The 17,200-nt window shown below is 64.5% G+C and carries 18 protein-coding genes; 13 read left to right on the top strand and 5 right to left on the bottom strand.

All coding sequences use genetic code 11. The features are described 5' to 3' along the window. The first annotated feature begins 69 nt into the window (after positions 1–69). Positions 70–861, top strand: a complete 792-nt coding sequence (locus KMZ68_RS21635) for a crotonase/enoyl-CoA hydratase family protein (RefSeq protein ID WP_215613184.1) — start codon at positions 70–72, stop codon at positions 859–861. A 117-nt stretch (positions 862–978) separates the two neighbouring features. Here the strand turns inward: KMZ68_RS21635 and KMZ68_RS21640 are convergent, their stop codons facing one another. The 3 genes from KMZ68_RS21640 to KMZ68_RS21650 all read right to left on the bottom strand — a co-directional run bounded on the left by KMZ68_RS21640 (position 979) and on the right by KMZ68_RS21650 (position 2,877). Continuing rightward, positions 979–1,686, bottom strand: coding sequence for a glutathione binding-like protein (locus KMZ68_RS21640; protein ID WP_215613185.1), 708 nt, complete (start codon positions 1,684–1,686; stop codon positions 979–981). 176 nt (positions 1,687–1,862) lie between these two features. After that, on the bottom strand, positions 1,863–2,099 hold the full coding sequence (locus tag KMZ68_RS21645; RefSeq protein ID WP_215613186.1) for a hypothetical protein: 237 nt from the start codon (positions 2,097–2,099) through the stop codon (positions 1,863–1,865). A gap of 16 nt (positions 2,100–2,115) precedes the next feature. Next, a complete protein-coding gene (locus KMZ68_RS21650; protein WP_215613187.1) occupies positions 2,116–2,877 on the bottom strand; it encodes a sulfite exporter TauE/SafE family protein in 762 nt (253 codons plus the stop codon). Between the two features lie 105 nt (positions 2,878–2,982). Here KMZ68_RS21650 and KMZ68_RS21655 point away from each other — a divergent pair, with 105 nt between their 5' ends. From KMZ68_RS21655 to KMZ68_RS21665, 3 genes are all read left to right on the top strand, one after another. Beyond that, positions 2,983–3,894 (top strand): LysR substrate-binding domain-containing protein, encoded by a 912-nt coding sequence (locus KMZ68_RS21655; RefSeq protein ID WP_215613188.1) that lies wholly within the window; start codon positions 2,983–2,985, stop codon positions 3,892–3,894. 65 nt (positions 3,895–3,959) lie between these two features. Next, positions 3,960–4,214 (top strand): hypothetical protein, encoded by a 255-nt coding sequence (locus KMZ68_RS21660; RefSeq protein ID WP_215613189.1) that lies wholly within the window; start codon positions 3,960–3,962, stop codon positions 4,212–4,214. Continuing rightward, entirely contained in the window at positions 4,207–4,407 is a 201-nt protein-coding gene (locus KMZ68_RS21665; RefSeq protein WP_215613190.1) for a hypothetical protein, read from the top strand. Before KMZ68_RS21660 ends, KMZ68_RS21665 begins: the two co-directional genes overlap by 8 nt. 20 nt (positions 4,408–4,427) lie before the next feature. On the opposite strand, the gene pgm is transcribed toward KMZ68_RS21665, so the two are convergent. Continuing rightward, the gene (pgm, locus tag KMZ68_RS21670; protein ID WP_215613191.1) at positions 4,428–6,083 is read right to left on the bottom strand and encodes a phosphoglucomutase (alpha-D-glucose-1,6-bisphosphate-dependent); all 1,656 of its coding nucleotides are present in this window, start codon (positions 6,081–6,083) and stop codon (positions 4,428–4,430) included. A gap of 134 nt (positions 6,084–6,217) precedes the next feature. Then, positions 6,218–9,388: a PAS domain S-box protein gene (locus tag KMZ68_RS21675; RefSeq protein ID WP_215613192.1), complete on the bottom strand. Its 3,171-nt coding sequence runs from the start codon at positions 9,386–9,388 to the stop codon at positions 6,218–6,220. A 309-nt stretch (positions 9,389–9,697) separates the two neighbouring features. Here KMZ68_RS21675 and uvrB point away from each other — a divergent pair, with 309 nt between their 5' ends. The 9 genes from uvrB (at position 9,698) to KMZ68_RS21720 (ending at position 17,174) form a co-directional block, all read left to right on the top strand. Then, on the top strand, positions 9,698–12,736 hold the full coding sequence (uvrB, locus tag KMZ68_RS21680; protein ID WP_215613193.1) for an excinuclease ABC subunit UvrB: 3,039 nt from the start codon (positions 9,698–9,700) through the stop codon (positions 12,734–12,736). Positions 12,737–12,742: 6 nt separating this feature from the next. After that, entirely contained in the window at positions 12,743–12,940 is a 198-nt protein-coding gene (locus KMZ68_RS21685; RefSeq protein ID WP_215613194.1) for a hypothetical protein, read from the top strand. A gap of 663 nt (positions 12,941–13,603) precedes the next feature. Beyond that, complete coding sequence (locus KMZ68_RS21690) at positions 13,604–13,744, top strand: hypothetical protein (RefSeq protein ID WP_215613195.1); 141 nt, start codon at positions 13,604–13,606, stop codon at positions 13,742–13,744. Between the two features lie 36 nt (positions 13,745–13,780). Further along, complete coding sequence (locus tag KMZ68_RS21695) at positions 13,781–14,044, top strand: hypothetical protein (RefSeq protein ID WP_215613196.1); 264 nt, start codon at positions 13,781–13,783, stop codon at positions 14,042–14,044. Continuing rightward, entirely contained in the window at positions 14,011–14,460 is a 450-nt protein-coding gene (locus tag KMZ68_RS21700; RefSeq protein ID WP_215613197.1) for a nuclear transport factor 2 family protein, read from the top strand. Before KMZ68_RS21695 ends, KMZ68_RS21700 begins: the two co-directional genes overlap by 34 nt. A gap of 157 nt (positions 14,461–14,617) precedes the next feature. Continuing rightward, positions 14,618–14,884 (top strand): hypothetical protein, encoded by a 267-nt coding sequence (locus KMZ68_RS21705; protein WP_215613198.1) that lies wholly within the window; start codon positions 14,618–14,620, stop codon positions 14,882–14,884. 174 nt (positions 14,885–15,058) lie between these two features. Beyond that, complete coding sequence (locus KMZ68_RS21710; RefSeq protein ID WP_215613199.1) at positions 15,059–15,499, top strand: nuclear transport factor 2 family protein; 441 nt, start codon at positions 15,059–15,061, stop codon at positions 15,497–15,499. A 214-nt stretch (positions 15,500–15,713) separates the two neighbouring features. Then, complete coding sequence (locus tag KMZ68_RS21715; RefSeq protein WP_249779443.1) at positions 15,714–16,601, top strand: hypothetical protein; 888 nt, start codon at positions 15,714–15,716, stop codon at positions 16,599–16,601. 159 nt (positions 16,602–16,760) lie between these two features. Next, positions 16,761–17,174, top strand: coding sequence for a hypothetical protein (locus KMZ68_RS21720; protein WP_215603390.1), 414 nt, complete (start codon positions 16,761–16,763; stop codon positions 17,172–17,174). Positions 17,175–17,200 lie beyond the last annotated feature (26 nt).

The following is a 17,200-nucleotide window of genomic DNA, read 5'->3' on the forward strand; positions in this document are numbered from 1 at the left end:
TACTAACCAGTGAATATACACAACGGCCTGTGCCCCATAGGGTGCCCGCAGCATTTTGGGAGATGGAACATGTCCGAAGTTGTACTGCTCGACGTCACCGGCGGGATCGCCCTGGTCACGCTGAACCGGCCGGAAAAACTCAACGCGCTGAATTACCATCTGATCGACCGCCTGATGGCGCTGCTGGACAGCATCGAGGTCGACCCCGGCATTCGCACCGTCATCCTGACCGGCGCGGGCGAGCGCGCCTTTTCCGCCGGCGCCGACATCCATGAATTTTCCGCAAGCGTGCGCCGCGGGACCAATACGGCGATCCGCGACTTCGTCCGGCGCGGACAGGCCATGACCGCGCGGCTCGAGGCTTTCCGAAAGCCCGTGATCGCCGCGATCAACGGCATCGCGTTCGGCGGCGGCTGCGAGATCACCGAGGCCGTGCATCTGGCCGTGGCCAGCGACAAGGCGCTGTTCGCCAAGCCAGAGATCAATCTGGGCATGCCACCGACCTTCGGCGGCACCCAGCGGCTGCCGCGGCTCGCCGGGCGAAAGCGCGCGCTCGAACTGCTGCTCACGGGCGACCCGTTCCCGCCGTCGCGCGCATTGGAGGTCGGGCTGGTCAACATGGTGGTGCCGCACAGCGAACTGTTGTCAGCCGCGCGCGAACTGGCGGCGCGGATCACCCGCCATTCGCCGCTGGCGATCGGCGGCATCATCACCGCCGTGACCCGCGGGTTGAACATGGGCATCGCCGAAGGGCTGCAGATCGAGAGCGAGCAATTCGCCGCCATGGTGCCCAGCCATGATCTCGGCGAAGGCCTCGCCGCATGGATCGCGGACCGGCGGCCGGTCTACAGCGGCCGATGACGTTAGGCCGAGCCGGCGTTTCCTTCTCGTCATTGCCGGGCTTGACCCGGCAATCCATCCCTCTTGAAACGATGGATACGCGGATCAAGCCCGCGTATGACGAGTTGGAGTTGTCAACTACCTCACCACCGCCGCGGTCTGCCCGAACAGCAGCTTGCGCTCTTCCTCGGTGCGGATCGCCGGCTGGCCGAAATTCGGATTGACCTCCTTGGCCATGGCGTAGGCGCGCACCGTCGCCGGCCGCTCGCGGATGGTCTCGAGCCAGCGCTTGAGATGCGGGAAGTCGTCGATGTTCTGGCTCTGATTCTTGTAGGGCACGATCCAGGGATAGCTCGCCATGTCCGCGATCGAATAGTCGCCGGCGATGAACTCGCGATCGGAAAGCCGCTTGTTGAGCACCCCGTAGAGCCGGTTGGTCTCGTTCACATAGCGGTCGATGGCATATTTGATCTTTTCCTGGGCGTAGTTCGAGAAGTGATGGTTCTGCCCGGCCATCGGCCCGAGCCCGCCCATCTGCCAGAACGTCCATTGGATCGCGTCGTAGCGGCCATAGAGGTCGGCGGGCAGGAACTTTCCGGTTTTCTCGGCGAGATAGAGCAGCATCGCGCCGGATTCGAAGATCGAGATCGGCTTAGCCCCGCCTTTCGGCTCGTGATCGACCATCGCCGGGATGCGGTTGTTCGGCGCGATCGCCAAAAACTCCGGCTTGAACTGGTCGCCCTTGCCGATGTTGATCGGGAAGACCTTGTATTTCAGCCCGGTCTCTTCGAGGAACATCGTGATCTTGTGGCCGTTCGGCGTGGTCCAGTAATAGAGATCGATCATGGGCGTTGCTGTCCTGCTGGGGATGACCTGTCATCCAATTTGGATGCGTTTGCATGAATGTTGCCGGAAGGCGGCGGCAAGTCAATGGCATTGGCGCCGCGCGCGGGATTGTGATCAGGCGGCTGCCGCCCGCACGATTTGACGATATTCGCAGAAGCCGGTCGGCGCGGCCGTGGTCAGCCGACGCGGCCGTTATCCCGCAGGAATTTCTCGCCGGCCTCGGTGAGCCTCACTTTGACGGCGGCGCCCACGATCGCCTCGCGCGTGACATAACCGCAGTCGACCGCGTCTTCCCAGATCGTCAGCCGCGGGCATGAGGTTCGCCACGCCTCGATCGCTTCGGAGTAGGTTCTCGGTTCGCGGGCGATCCATTCGACGAGATCGAGCACCAGCGGATCTGTGCTGTCGGCCATCCGGTTTCTCCTTTCGTCAAAAGGCGAACGCGTTGCTGCGCGCCAGCAAGAGCCAGCTTCCGTAGATGATGTAATAGCAGGCCACCGTCGTGATCAGCCGTCCCGCCCAGGTGCGGAATTGCAGGTCGGTCATGGCCTCGAGGAAACGCCGCGCCAGCGTGGTGCCGGTCATCGACGCCGCGACGGCGATAATCGCCAGCACCGGATCGAGCGTGGCGGCCTGATCGATGATGCCGCCGAAATAGACCAGCTTGACGAAATGGCTGGCGACCTGACAGGCAGCCTTGGTCGCTACCACCTCGCGGCGGCCGAAATTGCCGCCGAGAAAGAAGGTGTCCATCAGGGGCCCGGAGACGCCGGTCATCAGCATCAGACCCATGCAGATGAAGCCATAGAAGCTGCCCTGCCAGATGCTGTCGGGGTTGGGCTTCAGGTTCCGCGGCGTCAGCCGCGCCATGAACGGGGTCACTCCCAGCAGCAGCAGCGCGATCGGCTTGTCCGGCACGTAGCGGGTGATCGACCATGCGCCGAGCGCCAGGGCGCATCCGATCAGGTAGATCGCGACCGGCCGCCACCTGATGTGGCCGCGCCACAGAAAGGCGCGCCAGCCGTTCGACGCCATCTGCGTGATCGCATGCAGCACCATCGCCGACGGCAGCGGCAGGATGGTCAGGAGCACGCCGATCAGGATCAGGCCGCCGGCCATGCCGAACAGACCGGACAGGAACGCTGTCGCGACCATCAGCAAGCCGAGGGCGGCAATCAGAAGCGGGCTCATCTCGAATCTCCGGCGTTATTTGTGCCTCGCCTGTACCGGCGGTGCAAACTGAGTTACCTTGCCCTGGCATCAGTTTTGCTGAGGGTGGCAAGTTTTTGGGGTGAAATGCGGCGGCTGCTCTTTCTCAACGGCATCAAGGCGTTCGAGGCCGCCGCGCGCACCGGCAGTTTCGCGGGCGCCGGCGCCGAGCTCAACGTGTCGGCGGCGGCGGTCAGCCGGATGGTGCATCTGTTGGAAGACCGGCTCGGCGTCGCGCTGTTCGAGCGCAAGGCCAACCGGCTGGCGATGACGCCGGCCGGGCGCGCCTATCAGAGCGGGCTGACGCCGATCTTCGACGCGCTGGCGAGCCTGACCGCGCAGGTGACCGCGCCGTCGAACGTCCGGGTGCTGACCATCGGCGTCGGCCCGACCTTCGCGATGCGATGGCTGATCCCGCGGCTGGCGGATTTTCGCAAACACGCGCCTGACATCGAGGTGCGCATCACCACCGGCGGTGCCGCGGCGCCGTTCGGCGACGACTGGAGCTGCGGCATCAAGCTCGGCGACGGCAAATGGCCCGGCCTGGTCGCCGAGCCGCTGTTCGCGGCCGACCTGGTGCCGGTATGCGCGCCGAAGCTCGCGCAACAGCTGAAACGGCCCGGCGACCTCAGGGGACCGAGCCTGCTCCGCGTCGCACATTCGCCCGGCGACTGGCCGTCATGGCTGAAGGCATCAGGGGTAGCGCGGATCACGGCGCGCGGGCCCGAGTTTCAGTTCTACGGCCAGGCCTTGCAGGCCGCCGCCGACGGGCTCGGCATCGCCATGGGCATCCGGCCCTACATCGACGACGACATCGCCGCGGGACGGCTGGTCGCGCCGTTTGCGCTGACGGTGCCGAAGGGCATGCAATGGTATCTGGTCTATCGCAGCTTCCGGACCGAGCAACGCGATTTCGCCGCGTTCCGGCGCTGGATCATGCGATCAGCCGCGGGACCGGCGGCCCGGGACAAGGGGCGAAAAAAAATCGCCGAAATGTGAACCGGATCACGTTCGGTCTTATCGGCTCGTGCTTCCTTGGTTCCAGGAATATCTGGAGCCGCGGCATGACCTACGAGGGCTTTGCGATCGAATCCTTCGAAGCCGGCAAGGGCCTCTGGCACGCCAGGCTCAGGCGGGCGGATCTCGAGCCTGTGTCGATCGGCGGCGTCGCGTTTGCGGCCCTCGAAATCGGCTTCGCCTGGCCCGATCCGGATGCCGCCATAGCCGACGCCAAGAATCAGATCGACCGCCTCAACCTCAGGCGATACGCGGCGGCCGGGCAGTCGCCGCAGACCGAGCGGTCGGCCGCCTATGCTTGAATCCGAGTCCAAACGCGCCGCACCCGCTACCGCGACGGTGCTGTCCGACTGCCCGCAGTGCGATGCCCCGCTGGCGGTGCTGCGCGTGATCGGCGGGCGGGCGGGGTCCGAATACTGGACCCTTCGATGCACGCGATGCGGCGGCATCCATCTCGATATCGTCAAACCCTCGCCGACCTCCCGCGCCGTCTAGCCTTCCGCGCAAGCTCTCGCTCAAGCGCTCGCCCCAAATGCGCGTGCGATGGCGCGCTGGGCGTCGTCCTGAATCTGCCGCAAGTGCGCCTCGCTGCGGAAACTCTCGGCATAGATCTTGTAGACGTCTTCGGTGCCTGACGGCCGCGCGGCAAACCATCCATTGTCCGACGAGACCTTGATGCCGCCGAACGGTTGACCGTTGCCGGGCGCCGCGGTCAGTACCGATCGAACCGGATCTCCGGCCAGTTCCGCCATCGCAAGCTTTGCGGGCGACAGCGCCTTCAGCAGATTCTTCTGCGCCGAAGTCGCCGGCGCGTCGATCCGACCGTAGAACGGCACGCCCAGTTCGCTGGTCAATTTGTCGAACAACTGGCTCGGGTCGGATCTGGTCCGCGCGGTCATTTCGGCGGCCAGCAGTCCCAGGATCATGCCGTCCTTGTCGGTGGTCCACACCGATCCGTCCTTTCGCAGGAACGAGGCGCCGGCGCTTTCCTCGCCGGCGAAGCCGAACGAGCCGTCGTTGAGGCCGTCGACGAACCACTTGAAGCCGACCGGGGTTTCGACCAGCCGGCGGCCGAGCTTGTTCGCGACGCGGTCGATGATCGCGCTGGAGACGATGGTCTTGCCCACCGCGCTGTCCTTGCGCCATTGCGGACGGTTCTCGAACAGATAGGCAATGGCGGCGGCGAGGTAATGGTTCGGATTCATCAGCCCGTTCGAGCCGGTGACGATGCCGTGCCGGTCGGCGTCGGTGTCGTTGGCAAAGGCGACTTCGAACCTGTCGCGCATCCCGATCAGCCGCGCCATCGCATAGGGCGACGAGCAATCCATCCGGATCTTGCCGTCCCAATCCACCGTCATGAAGCGAAAGGTCGGATCGACCGCATCGCTGACGACGGTCGCCGTCAGGCGATAACGCTCGATGATCGGCTGCCAGTAGCGCACGCCGGCTCCCCCCAAGGGATCGATCCCGATCCTGACGCCGGAGCCGCGGATCGCCTCCATGTCGAGGACATTGGCAAGGTCGGCGACATAGGGCCCGATATAGTCATGGCGGTGAACGCAGGACGATTTGCGCGCGCGGTCGTAGGGAATGCGTTTGACGCTTCTGAGCCCGTCCTCGAGAAAGCCGTTGGCGGCGCGCTCGATCCCTGACGTGATGTCGGTGTCCGCCGGCCCGCCGTTGGGTGGATTGTATTTGAAGCCGCCATCCTCGGGCGGATTGTGCGACGGCGTCATCACGACGCCGTCGGCAAGACCGCGCTCGCGGCCCTTGTTGTAGCTGAGGATCGCGCGCGAGATCACCGGCGTCGGCGTATAGCCGTCGTGCTCGTCGATCATCACCTCGACGCCGTTGGCCGCGAACACCTCGAGCGCGCTCGCCAGCGCCGGTTCCGCCAGCGCGTGGGTGTCGATGCCGACGAACATCGGCCCATCGATCCCGCTACGCTTGCGATGGTCGCACAGCGCCTGGCTGACGGCGAGGATGTGCGCCTCATTGAAAGCATTGTTGAGCGCGGAACCGCGATGCCCCGAGGTGCCGAACGCCACCCGCTGCGCCGACACCGACGGGTCGGGCCTGCCTGCGAAATAGGCGGTCACCAGCCGCGGCACATTCGCCAGCATCGACGGCTCGACGATCTTGCCGGCAAGCGGATTGATTTCAGCAGCCACGTGGTCTCCTCAGGCGTTTCAGGGGGATACGATGGCGGCATTTTAGATAGATTTTGCAGTTGCGAACAAGAGACCGATACTGGACTCTCTCGCGGTCGAGCGATGAAGCGCCTTTGGAATGACAATATCCGGGCTCAGCCGCCCGGTCCGGAAGGCGGCGTTGCTTCCGCGAAGATTCCGGCGGCCGTCAGCGCCACGCGGAGCATGTGCGCCAGCTCGAGTTTTCGATAGGGCTTGGCGAGCAGCAGCACGCCGGGATCCAGCCTGCCATGATGGATGACGGCGTTTTCGGTGTAACCCGACGTGAACAGTACTTTGAGCGACGGGCGCAGCGATGCCATCTCCGCGGCGAGCTGCCGGCCATTCAACCGTCCGGGCATGATGATATCGGTGAACAGGAGATCGAAGGCTGCGCCGCTGTCGGCAATGGCGAGGGCTTCGACGCTGTTTGCGGCCGACAGGGTCTTGTAGCCGAGGCTCTGGAGCTGGGTGTTGACATAGGCGCGCACCAGCGGGTCGTCCTCGACCACCAGGATCGTCTCGTTGCCGCCCACCATCTCGGGCGTGGACGTTTCCGCCGCGACCGGCTCGGGCTCGGCGTCTGCCTGCGGCAGATAGATCTTGAACGTCGTACCGTGGCCCTCTTCGCTGTAGACCTTGATGTGTCCGCCGGATTGCTTGACGAAGCCGTAGACCATGCTCAATCCCAGCCCGGTCCCCTTGCCGGTCTGCTTCGTCGAAAAGAACGGATCGAATACCCGGTCGCGGATCGCCTCCGGAATCCCGCTGCCGGTATCGCTCACCGCGATCATGACGTAGTTGCCCGCCTTGACGTCGCCGTTGGCGGCGGCATAGCTCTCGTCGAGGGTGACGTTGCTGGTTTCGAGCATGAGCTTGCCGCCGCCCGGCATCGCATCGCGGGCATTGATCGCAAGATTGAGCAGGGCCGAACTGAGCTGGCCCGGGTCGACCAGCGCCGTCCAGACCGAATCCATCAGCATCGTTTCGATTTCGATGCGCGCGCCCAAGGTCGGCCGCAGCAGCCTCGCCGATTCGACGATCAGGCGGTTGACGTCGGTCTCGCGCGGCCGCAGCGGTTGCTTGCGGGCGAAAGCGAGCAGATGCGCGGTGAGTTCCGCGCCGCGGTCGGCCGCCTCGCTGATCAGTTTGGCGATCGCCGCGGCTTCCGGCTTGTCGGCGACCTCCTCGGCCAGAATTTCGATGGTGCCGGAGATGACGGTGAGCACGTTGTTGAAGTCATGCGCGATGCCGCCGGTCAGCTGGCCGAGGGCTTCCATCTTCTGGGCCTGTCTCAACTGCTCCTCGGCCGCGATCTTTTCGGTCAGGTCCCGCGCGAAGATATTGAACAGGTAGCCGCTGCGACGGCGAAGCGCGTTCATGGATGCTTCGATCCTGACGGAATGTCCGTCTTTGCGCTTGACCTGGACTTCAAAACGCGCGCCGGCGGCCGCGTTCTCCTCGTTCTGCAGCAGCCGCTTCTTCATGCTCTGGCAGTACGGCTGAAGCGTTTCCGACAGCAGCAGGCTGGGCAGGTGCTTGCCCAGCGCCTCCTGCCGCGACCAGCCGAAGATCGCCTCGGCCTGCGGATTCCATTCGAGGACATAACTGGAATCGTCGGTCTGAATGAACGCCTCGAACGCATTGGCGATGACTTCCCGCGCCATCTGCTCGCTTTCCAACAGCGCTTCCTGCGCCTTCTTTCGCGCGGTGATGTCGCGTGACACCTTGGTGGCGCCGATGATCGTTCCCGATTGCGACCTGATCGGCGAGACGCCGAGCGACACGTCGATCCGCCGTCCGTGCTTGCCGGTGCGCACGGTTTCGTGGTCATCGACTTTCTCGCCGCTCCGGATCCTGTCCAGCGTGGCGCTGGCCTCGCTGCGCAGGTCGGCCGGCACGATGATGTCGATGCTGTTGCCGATCGCCTCCTGCGCGGTGAAGCCGAACAGGCGTTCGGCGGCGGGATTCCAGCCGGTGATGATCCCATCGAGGGTTTCGGTGACGATCGCATCGTTCGACGATTCCACCGCGGCGACCAACAATTGCTGGCGCTCGACGGTGCGGCGGCGCTCCTCGATCTCCTGATTGAGCGCCGCGGTCTTCGCCCGCGACTCGGCCGCCATATGCGCAAACGCATCGGCCAGCGCCCTGATCTCCTGGCCTCCTCCGGTCGGCAGCGCGATCGTCTCGCCGCGGGCAAAGCCATCCACCACCCCGGTGATCTGCACCAATGGCCGCGTCAGCGAGCGGGCGACGATGACGGCGAGCAGGAATGCAAGAAAGCCCGCACCCAATCCGACCAGCAGGCTGGAATCGCGCACCGCTGTCGTGGCCGCCATCAGGATGGAATACGGCACCGCCTGGATCACCGCGACCAGCGGACCTTCGGCCAGCCGCAGCATATCCATGCCGAGCCCGAAGGAATTGCCGGCCCGGTCCTGCATGACGCGGGGGGCGCCGTCGCCGGCCGCGAGTATTGCCGCGAAGTCCGGAAAGTCGTCCTGGATATGAACGGGCTTGCCGAGCACGAAGCCGAACTCGCGGCCCGGATCGGGATGAACGAGATAGTCGCCCTGAGCGTTGACGACATAGCTCAGGCCGCCTTCGGTCGGGGACGAGCGGATCCGGTTGAATGTCGGCCGCAAATCGACGTTGATGATCACGATCGCAACGGGTTGCCCGGCCGGGTTGTGCAGCGGCGTTGCGATCCGCACCACCGGCACATGCGGGATTTCGATCACGCCGTCGTCCTGATTGAGATCGACCGGCGAGACATAGACCTCGCCGGCGGGCAGCCGGATCGTTTCGGCAAAGGCCGTGCTGTCGCCCTTGCGCCGCAATTCATGGTCCGGAACGATGCGTATGGCGCCGGCGGGGCCGGAACGGTCGACCCGCACGATTTCGCGCCCGCCGTCGTCGACCCCGATGATACGAAACGCGTGATAGTTGGGCTTGGAGGCAAGCTCCGCCGCGAAGCGCTGGCCGAGGCGCCGCCGCAACTCCGCCTCGGTGGCGGCGGCGGCCGGATCGATCCCGCGATTGAGACGCACAGTCATGATGTCGTTGACAGCGACGGCGGAGCGAAATCCCATCACGTCGGCGCGGGCGCCGCGGACCGAGGCGGCAAGCTCGCTGCCGAGCAGATGAGCGTGGGTATCGACCCGATCCAATGCCCGGGGCAGCGCAATCGACGCGATCTTGCGATAGGTCAACACCCCTACCGCAGTCGTCGCCAGCAACACCAGCGCGACCATCGCAATCGTCAACCGAGTCGACAACCTCATGGATTGCCCTCTGGCAGCGCCTCGATGGTCGGCCCCAATAGGACCCCCGGTCAATCCCAAATCGTCCGGCCGCCGCAGAATTACCGGCGCCGCCGCGCAGGCGCGATACGGTGCCGGCGCGGCGAGCAACCCGCGACAGGCAGCCGGGCGCCGCGTCGTTCCACGGTGCTGCCACCTGCTGACAATGCAGCGTGACGGCGCACCGGGAACGACAGCCGATGTCGATGTCCCGAGACGACCAATTCACGCGCGTATCCTCACGGGCTTTTTGCCCTTTTATGTCCGCCGGACTCATCCCATATTCCCGCCATGGCGAAGAACCCAGACAATCCCAAAAAGCCCGGCAAAACCCCGAAATCGAAAGCGCACCGCCCCGACGTGCAGCCGATTGGCCCCGCGCTGGCGGAACTGCTCAATCCCGCGATCAATCGCGGCGATGCCGGTCTCGGCTCGGGCACCGGACTGCAGCCGCCGCCGGACAATTCGAAAGACCGCCGCTCCGGCGGTGAAGCCGCGCTGCATCGCGCGCGGGCCTCGACGCGCGGCACGAGCGACGATGCGGCGAAGCGGGATGCTGTTTCTTCCTCCCCTCCCCCCGCGCGCAACGCGCGTGGCGGGGTCCGAGGCGAGCGAAGCTCGCTCTCGAGGGGAGCAGAAGGCCTCGACGAAGCCCCGCAAGCCAATTACGGCACCTCGGCGACGATCCCCACGCTCGATCCGGAACTGGCAAGACAACTCGGCTTCACCACCGAGGAGGAAGACCTCGCCGCGATGGCGCGGCCGCCGCGCAACAAGATGGAGGCGCTCGGCGTCGCTGCCACCGCGGATGCGCTGGAAGCGCTGATCCGCGAGGGCCGGCCCGAATTCAAGGGCGACGACGGCCAGGTCAAGGTCTGGACCCCGCATCGGCCGCCGCGCCCGGAGAAGTCCGAAGGCGGCGTGCGCTTCGTCATCAAGTCCGAATACGAGCCGAAGGGCGACCAGCCGACCGCGATCAGGGAGCTGGTCGAGGGCATCGCGCGCAACGACCGCACGCAGGTCTTGCTCGGCGTCACCGGAAGCGGCAAGACCTACACCATGGCCAAGGTGATCGAGGCCACGCAGCGCCCCGCCATCATCCTGGCGCCGAACAAGACGCTGGCCGCGCAGCTCTACGGCGAGTTCAAGAGCTTCTTCCCCGACAATGCGGTCGAATATTTCGTTTCCTATTACGACTACTACCAGCCCGAGGCCTATGTGCCGCGGACCGACACCTATATTGAAAAAGATTCCTCCATCAACGAGCAGATCGACCGCATGCGCCACTCGGCGACGCGGGCGCTGCTGGAGCGCGACGACGTCATCATCGTCGCCTCGGTGTCGTGCATCTACGGTATCGGTTCGGTCGAGACCTACACCGCGATGACGTTCGCGCTGAAGAAGGGCGAGCGCATCGACCAGCGGCAGTTGATCGCCGATCTCGTCGCGCTGCAATACAAGCGCACCCAGGCCGATTTCACCCGCGGCACCTTCCGGGTGCGCGGCGACGTCATCGACATCTTTCCGGCGCACTATGAAGACCGCGCCTGGCGCGTGAACCTGTTCGGCGACACGGTCGAGAATATCGAGGAGTTCGACCCGCTCACCGGTCACCGGCAGGACGATCTCGAATTCATCAAGATCTACGCCAATTCGCACTATGTGACGCCGCGACCGACGCTGGTACAGGCGATCAAGTCGATCAAATCGGAATTGAAATGGCGGCTCGACCAGCTGCACGACCAGGGCCGGCTGCTGGAAGCGCAAAGGCTGGAGCAGCGCACCACCTTCGATCTCGAGATGATGGAAGCCACCGGAAGCTGCGCCGGCATCGAAAACTATTCGCGCTACCTCACCGGACGCCGCCCCGGCGAGCCGCCGCCGACGCTGTTCGAATATGTCCCCGACAATGCGCTGGTGTTCGCCGACGAAAGCCATGTCACGGTGCCGCAGATCGGCGGCATGTTCAAAGGCGACTTCCGCCGCAAGGCGACGCTGGCCGAATACGGTTTCCGCCTGCCCTCCTGCATGGACAACCGGCCGCTGCGCTTTGAAGAGTGGGATATGATGCGCCCGCAATCGGTCGCGGTGTCGGCGACGCCGGGCGGCTGGGAGCTGAACGAAAGCGGCGGCGTGTTCGTCGAGCAGGTGATCCGCCCCACCGGGCTTATTGATCCTCCCGTCAACATTCGCCCCGCCCGCACCCAGGTCGACGATCTCGTCGGCGAGGTCCGCGCCACCGCGCAGGCCGGCTATCGCTCGCTCGTCACCGTATTGACAAAACGGATGGCGGAAGACCTCACCGAATATCTGCACGAGCAGGGCATCCGCGTGCGCTACATGCACTCGGACATCGACACCATCGAGCGCATCGAGATCATCCGCGACCTCAGGCTCGGCGCCTTCGACGCGCTGGTCGGCATCAACCTGTTGCGCGAAGGCCTCGACATTCCCGAATGCGCGCTGGTCGCGATCCTCGACGCCGACAAGGAAGGCTTCCTGCGCAGCGAGACTTCGCTGATCCAGACCATCGGCCGCGCCGCGCGCAACGTCGACGGCAAGGTGATCCTCTATGCCGACCAGATCACCGGCTCGATGCAGCGCGCCATCGCCGAGACCGACCGCCGCAGGGAGAAGCAGGTCGAATACAATACCGCCAACAACATCACGCCGGAGAGCATCAAGAAGTCCATCGGCGACATCATGAACAGCGTCTACGAGCGCGACCATGTGCTGGTGGAGATCGGCGACGGCGGCATGGCCGACGACGTCATCTCGATCGGGCATAATTTCGAAACGGTGCTGGCCGACCTCGAAACCCGGATGCGCGAAGCCGCCGCCGACCTCAATTTCGAGGAAGCCGCAAGGCTGCGCGACGAAGTCAAACGCCTGCGCGCCACCGAACTCGCCGTGGTCGACGACCCCACCGCCAAGCAGCGCACGGTGCAGAACAAGGCCGGCGCCTACGCCGGCGCCAAGAAATACGGCGACGCCGCTAACTTGCCGGCGGGCGCGATGAAGAAGCGCGGCGCGGCGGGACGCGGAAGCGCCTCTCCTCCCTCGCCCCGCTTGCGGGGAGAGGGTCGGGGTGAGGGGCATCCCTCCACGAGTCATGACGCTTCAAGAGTCCACAAACCCCACCTCGACGAAATGCACGGCCCGGAATCCCTGCCCTACCGCCCCGAGCGCGCCCTTCCCGCAAAACCCTTCGGCAGCACCAGCAAGGTGATCCAGCCCACCGACTCCCGCCAGTCCGGCCCCGAATTCGGCCCCTCCCCCCGCTCCAGCGGCGGCGCGCCGGGGCATCGCGGCGGATGGAAGAGGCGGTAGGCGCCATTGTCCGATATCGGCATTCTGAACGACCCTGTCAGCCAGATGTTCATCGCGCTGGTCTTTGGGGGCCCGGGCCTCCTGCTCGGAATTCCGGGCGCGCTGCTGTGGAAGAAGCATCGTATCGCCGGCGCCTTCCTCGGCGCCGTCGGCGGCTTCATCATATGTCTGGTGGGGTGGATGATTTCCAAAGACATCATCTGATGCCTTTGGTTCGCGGGAAGCCCATCGGGACGAGATGCACGGCCGGGAATCCCTGCCCTATCGCCCCACCCTCGCCCGGCAAACTGGCGCGCGGTGAAGCCTATGTCCCCGACGGTTCCGAGAAGCAGACACGGTTCGTCGTCGACCTCGGAGACAGGAAAGACCGCGGCACCACGGTAGCGGCGCGGCACACCCACAGCCGTCATCGCCCGGCTTGACCGGGCGACCCAGTATTCCAGAGACGGTCGTGACCAACCGAGAAGCCGCGGCGCACTGGGTCACCCGCTTCGCGGGTGATGACGAGTGACTATGAAGCGACTGCCGGTGATTTGCCCGACAGGCTCCCAAGGGCCTTTGAGCACGAACGGGCTCAGATCCAGCGACGGGCAGTTTGCGGACACAAGAGCGCGGACTAAACCGTAAAACCATTGCGCGGGGAAGGCCGGATTGCCTCCGCTGAACCTGTATTGCTCGTGTGCGTTTCCTTCGCAGATATTTGCACACGAGACCGCGGGTGCAGCGCGCACCCGGTCTTCCCTGCGCCCAGAGGGTGACCATCGACGCAAAGCGCGGACGCATCGCGCCGCTTGCATACAATCCCCGCCCGATTTGCTATTGTTCGGCCGCGCCACAGTCTTTCAACCCGGCGCTGGGAGAAATGCCATGGCCAAGGGTCAGATGCGCAGCAACAAGGAAAAGAAGAAACCGAAGGCCGACAAGAACCTCAAGAAGGGCGGTGCGACGCAGTCGCCGTTCTCGTCCGGCAAGACGCCGGCCGGCCAGAGCCCCAACAGCAAGAAGTGACCGGTTTCATCGTCATGCCCGGGACAAGGGCCGGGCATGACGAGATTTCCGGACATCGATCGCGATGTGAGCGACCCGGGCAGCGATGCCCGCGCCGGCGAAAATGCTTCGCAGGGCATTATTTCAAACTACACCCCATGGTTGCATGAACTGTTTCCGATCTGTCCGCGTCTAATGGTGCGGAACTTTTTGCCGATTGATCACAGTGCGATTCCGTCGACAATGGAATCGACAATGCGATTCAGGCCAGACACCGGCGGAGAAGAATGGTCGAGCATCTCAACCGGCAGCGCCTGCTGAACCTGCTCGACGGCTATTACTCCGGCGACATCGAGGGCTCGCTGGCCCGCCTGAGCGACGACATCGATTACATCGCGGCCGCGCCGATCGATATCCTGCCGCATCTCGGCCACCGCCGCGGCAAGGCTGAAATCAGGAAGATGTGGCAGACCGTCCACGCCCGCTATTCCAGCATGCGCTACGAACTGCCCTTCATCGTCGCCGAAGGCGACAAGGTCGCGACGCTCATTCGCGCATTCTTCCGCAAGAGCGACAGCGACCGGGTCGTGCAATTCGACATCGCGGTCTTCTTCACCTTTCGTGACGGTCTGATCACGCATATCCGCGAAGTGATCGATTCCTTCGACCTGGTTCAACAGGTGCTGGAACGCGACGTCGCTGCCGTGCTGGCTGAAACCAAGCCCAAGAAGACCTGAGCGCGTGCATCTCGTCATTCCGGGATGGTCCGGAGGACCCAGACCGCAGGTGCGCACCGGGGAAGCACGGCGCGAGGCAACTCGCGTTGAACCTCGCGGCGCCCTGCCGCGACCAAACACGAGTTTTTGCGGCCACCGACACAAAGAAACCACATCCATGAAAATTGCGTTGCTCGTCCTGCTCGGTCTGCTGTTGGGAGCTTTGGGCGGCGCAGCGCTCGGGATCGGCGCCGGACTCGCTTGGGTCGAAATCTTCAAGACCACCAGTTTTGAAGGCTATAGCGCCATGCTGGTGTTCTTCACCTTCATGCCGCTGGGTGCGGCGATCGGCGGGATCGGCGGCGGCTTGCTGTTCGGGGTGATCGCGATTCGCGACGCCGAAATCGCCATCGAGCGGGAGCCTGCGCGGCGGCGCGACAGGTAAACGGGCAGGCCCCGCCGCATTTTGTGCAATGCAAAAATATCCGTTGAGTTCTAGTCAAAATCTGGTATTTTTAATACCAACAATGACGTGCAGCATCCAGGCCCAAGCGTCGCGAATGACGCTCATTGTGGCCGTTTGCTGATTTTGTCGATTCAGATCAGGACGATACAGAAAATGACAGAGCACAGCCTCTGGCGTTTTTCGCGTGCGTTGCATCGCGCGATCAATGAACGCCGGTACGAAGACCTCGAGGCCTTGATCGACGAAGATGTCGACTGGGCGATCTATGGCCCGATCGACATGTTTCCCTTTCTCGGCGCGCGCCGCGGCAGGGAAGCCGTGATCGAGGTCATCAGGCAGATCGCGGAAAACGTCCGGGTCCACCGCTTCGATCGCGAGACGATCATGCTCGGGGAAGAATCGGCGTCCTCGATGCTGCGCTATTCGCTGACGATGCTGGATTCGCTCAAACCGATCAGCCTGCGGATCGCGCATTTCGCGCAATTCAGGGCCGGCCGGCTGTTCAACCTCCGGGTTCTCGTCGACACCTTCGACCTGGTGGAGCAGGCGCTCGGCCGTCCGATCCATCTGCCGAAGATGGCGTCGTTCGCCTGAGTTTATCGAACGAAATTGAACCGTTGAAGTTCATCATGCCCGGCCTTGTGCCGGGCATCCGCGTCTTGACGGTCTGGCTGCAAGTAAGACGTGGATGGCCGGGTCAAGCCCGGCCATGACGAACGACTCGCTCAGACTCCGAGAACAGCCCCGCCACAATTTTGCGCCGATCTGTCCGCATCAATGGCGCTCTGCAGTGCAGGCGGGGTTTTCCATGACACGACACAGGCTGGCGTTGCTGCTGATGCTGGCGGCGGCTGTCGGCATGGCGCCGGTGCTGCCGGCACACGCGCAGGCGCTGCCGTCGGACGACAATCCGGACGCGGCGGCGGAAACCGACGCCTCCGAATCAACCGACGCCGAAATCAGGGAGCTCGAGCCGGACTGGAGCCAGCTCAATGTCGATGCCTCCACCCTGCCGCCGGGCCCGGCCGCGAAGGCGCGCCTTCCGAAAGCGGCCGGCGGCACCGACATGTCGTGGACCGCGAAGGACAAGTCGAATGGCGCGGCCGAAGTGTCGGTGAAGCAGCCGCTGTCGCCGTTCTGGGATACCCGGATCGGCGCCGACATGACCGTGGTCGACCAGCCGCAGACGCAGACGGGCGCGGATCTGCTGCGGCAGAAATTTTCCAGCGACGGCCAGCCGTCGCAATCCTCCGGGACCGCCTGGGCGGCGATCACCGCCCCCGGCGTCGGCTCGATCTGGGACAAGACCGCGGTCGAGGCCCGGGTCGATCCCTCGCAGGAGCAGGGCAAGCTCGGCACCTCCCTGACCAAGTCGCTGCCGCTCGGCGAGCAATATTCGCTCACTTTGCAGAACGGCTACAACGTGATCCAGCAGGGCATCGTGCCGATGCCCGGGATCGCCGCGCACCCGGTGCGAAGCTATCAGACCGAGCAATCGGCCAGGCTCTCCATCGCCGACACCGGCACCAGCCTGACCGCCGGCCAGTCGCTGTCGTCGACCGAGGACAAATGGCTTCGCAAGATCGGCGCCGAGCAGAAACTGCCCGGCGGCGTCACCATCAACGGCTCGATCGGCGAAACCGCGCTCGGCACCTCGAACAAGAGCCTCACCGCGGGATTCAAGCACAGCTGGTGAGGGCCGGCACCGCCGTGCCCGCGCCGATCCCGGGAAAGATCGAGCATTGCCGCATATTGGCCGCGATGCGGTCAAAATCAGCAGCCCTGATGGCATCGTGAATTTCGTCGTGCGGGGGACAACCGCGCTCGGTACACACGCGAAACAGGGGACTAACCGATGAACGCCAGCGTTCGTTCTGAAGCAATTGAATCAACTGAAGTCGATTCCAATCTCGCCGCCGTCTCGGAAGTCGAGGCCGGGATCCGCGACTTCGTCCGCAACGACGTCGCCTATCTGCGCCGTCCGCCGACACTCACGCCCGACGCCGCGCTCGAGCCGAGCACCGAGGCGACCGTCAACAACGTCAACTCGCTGATCCAGCGCGTCGCCGGCACGTCGCTTTCGGAAATCGAAAACCTGATCGCCGAACTCGAAAGCCTGCGCGACCTGTTGCACGCCGAAGGTCAGCGCGTGCAGCGCGAGATTTCCGGCTATGCGCAGCTCAGCCAGGCTGCGATGAAGTCCACGCGCATGATCGCCGACAATGTGACGCAGTGGAAGCGCGCCGCCGACGGGCTTCGCAACAGCTGATCCCCTGATATCCCGCACCTGATTGC

Origin of the sequence: Bradyrhizobium sediminis, assembly GCF_018736105.1 — a bacterium.
Taxonomy (GTDB): Bacteria; Pseudomonadota; Alphaproteobacteria; order Rhizobiales; family Xanthobacteraceae; genus Bradyrhizobium.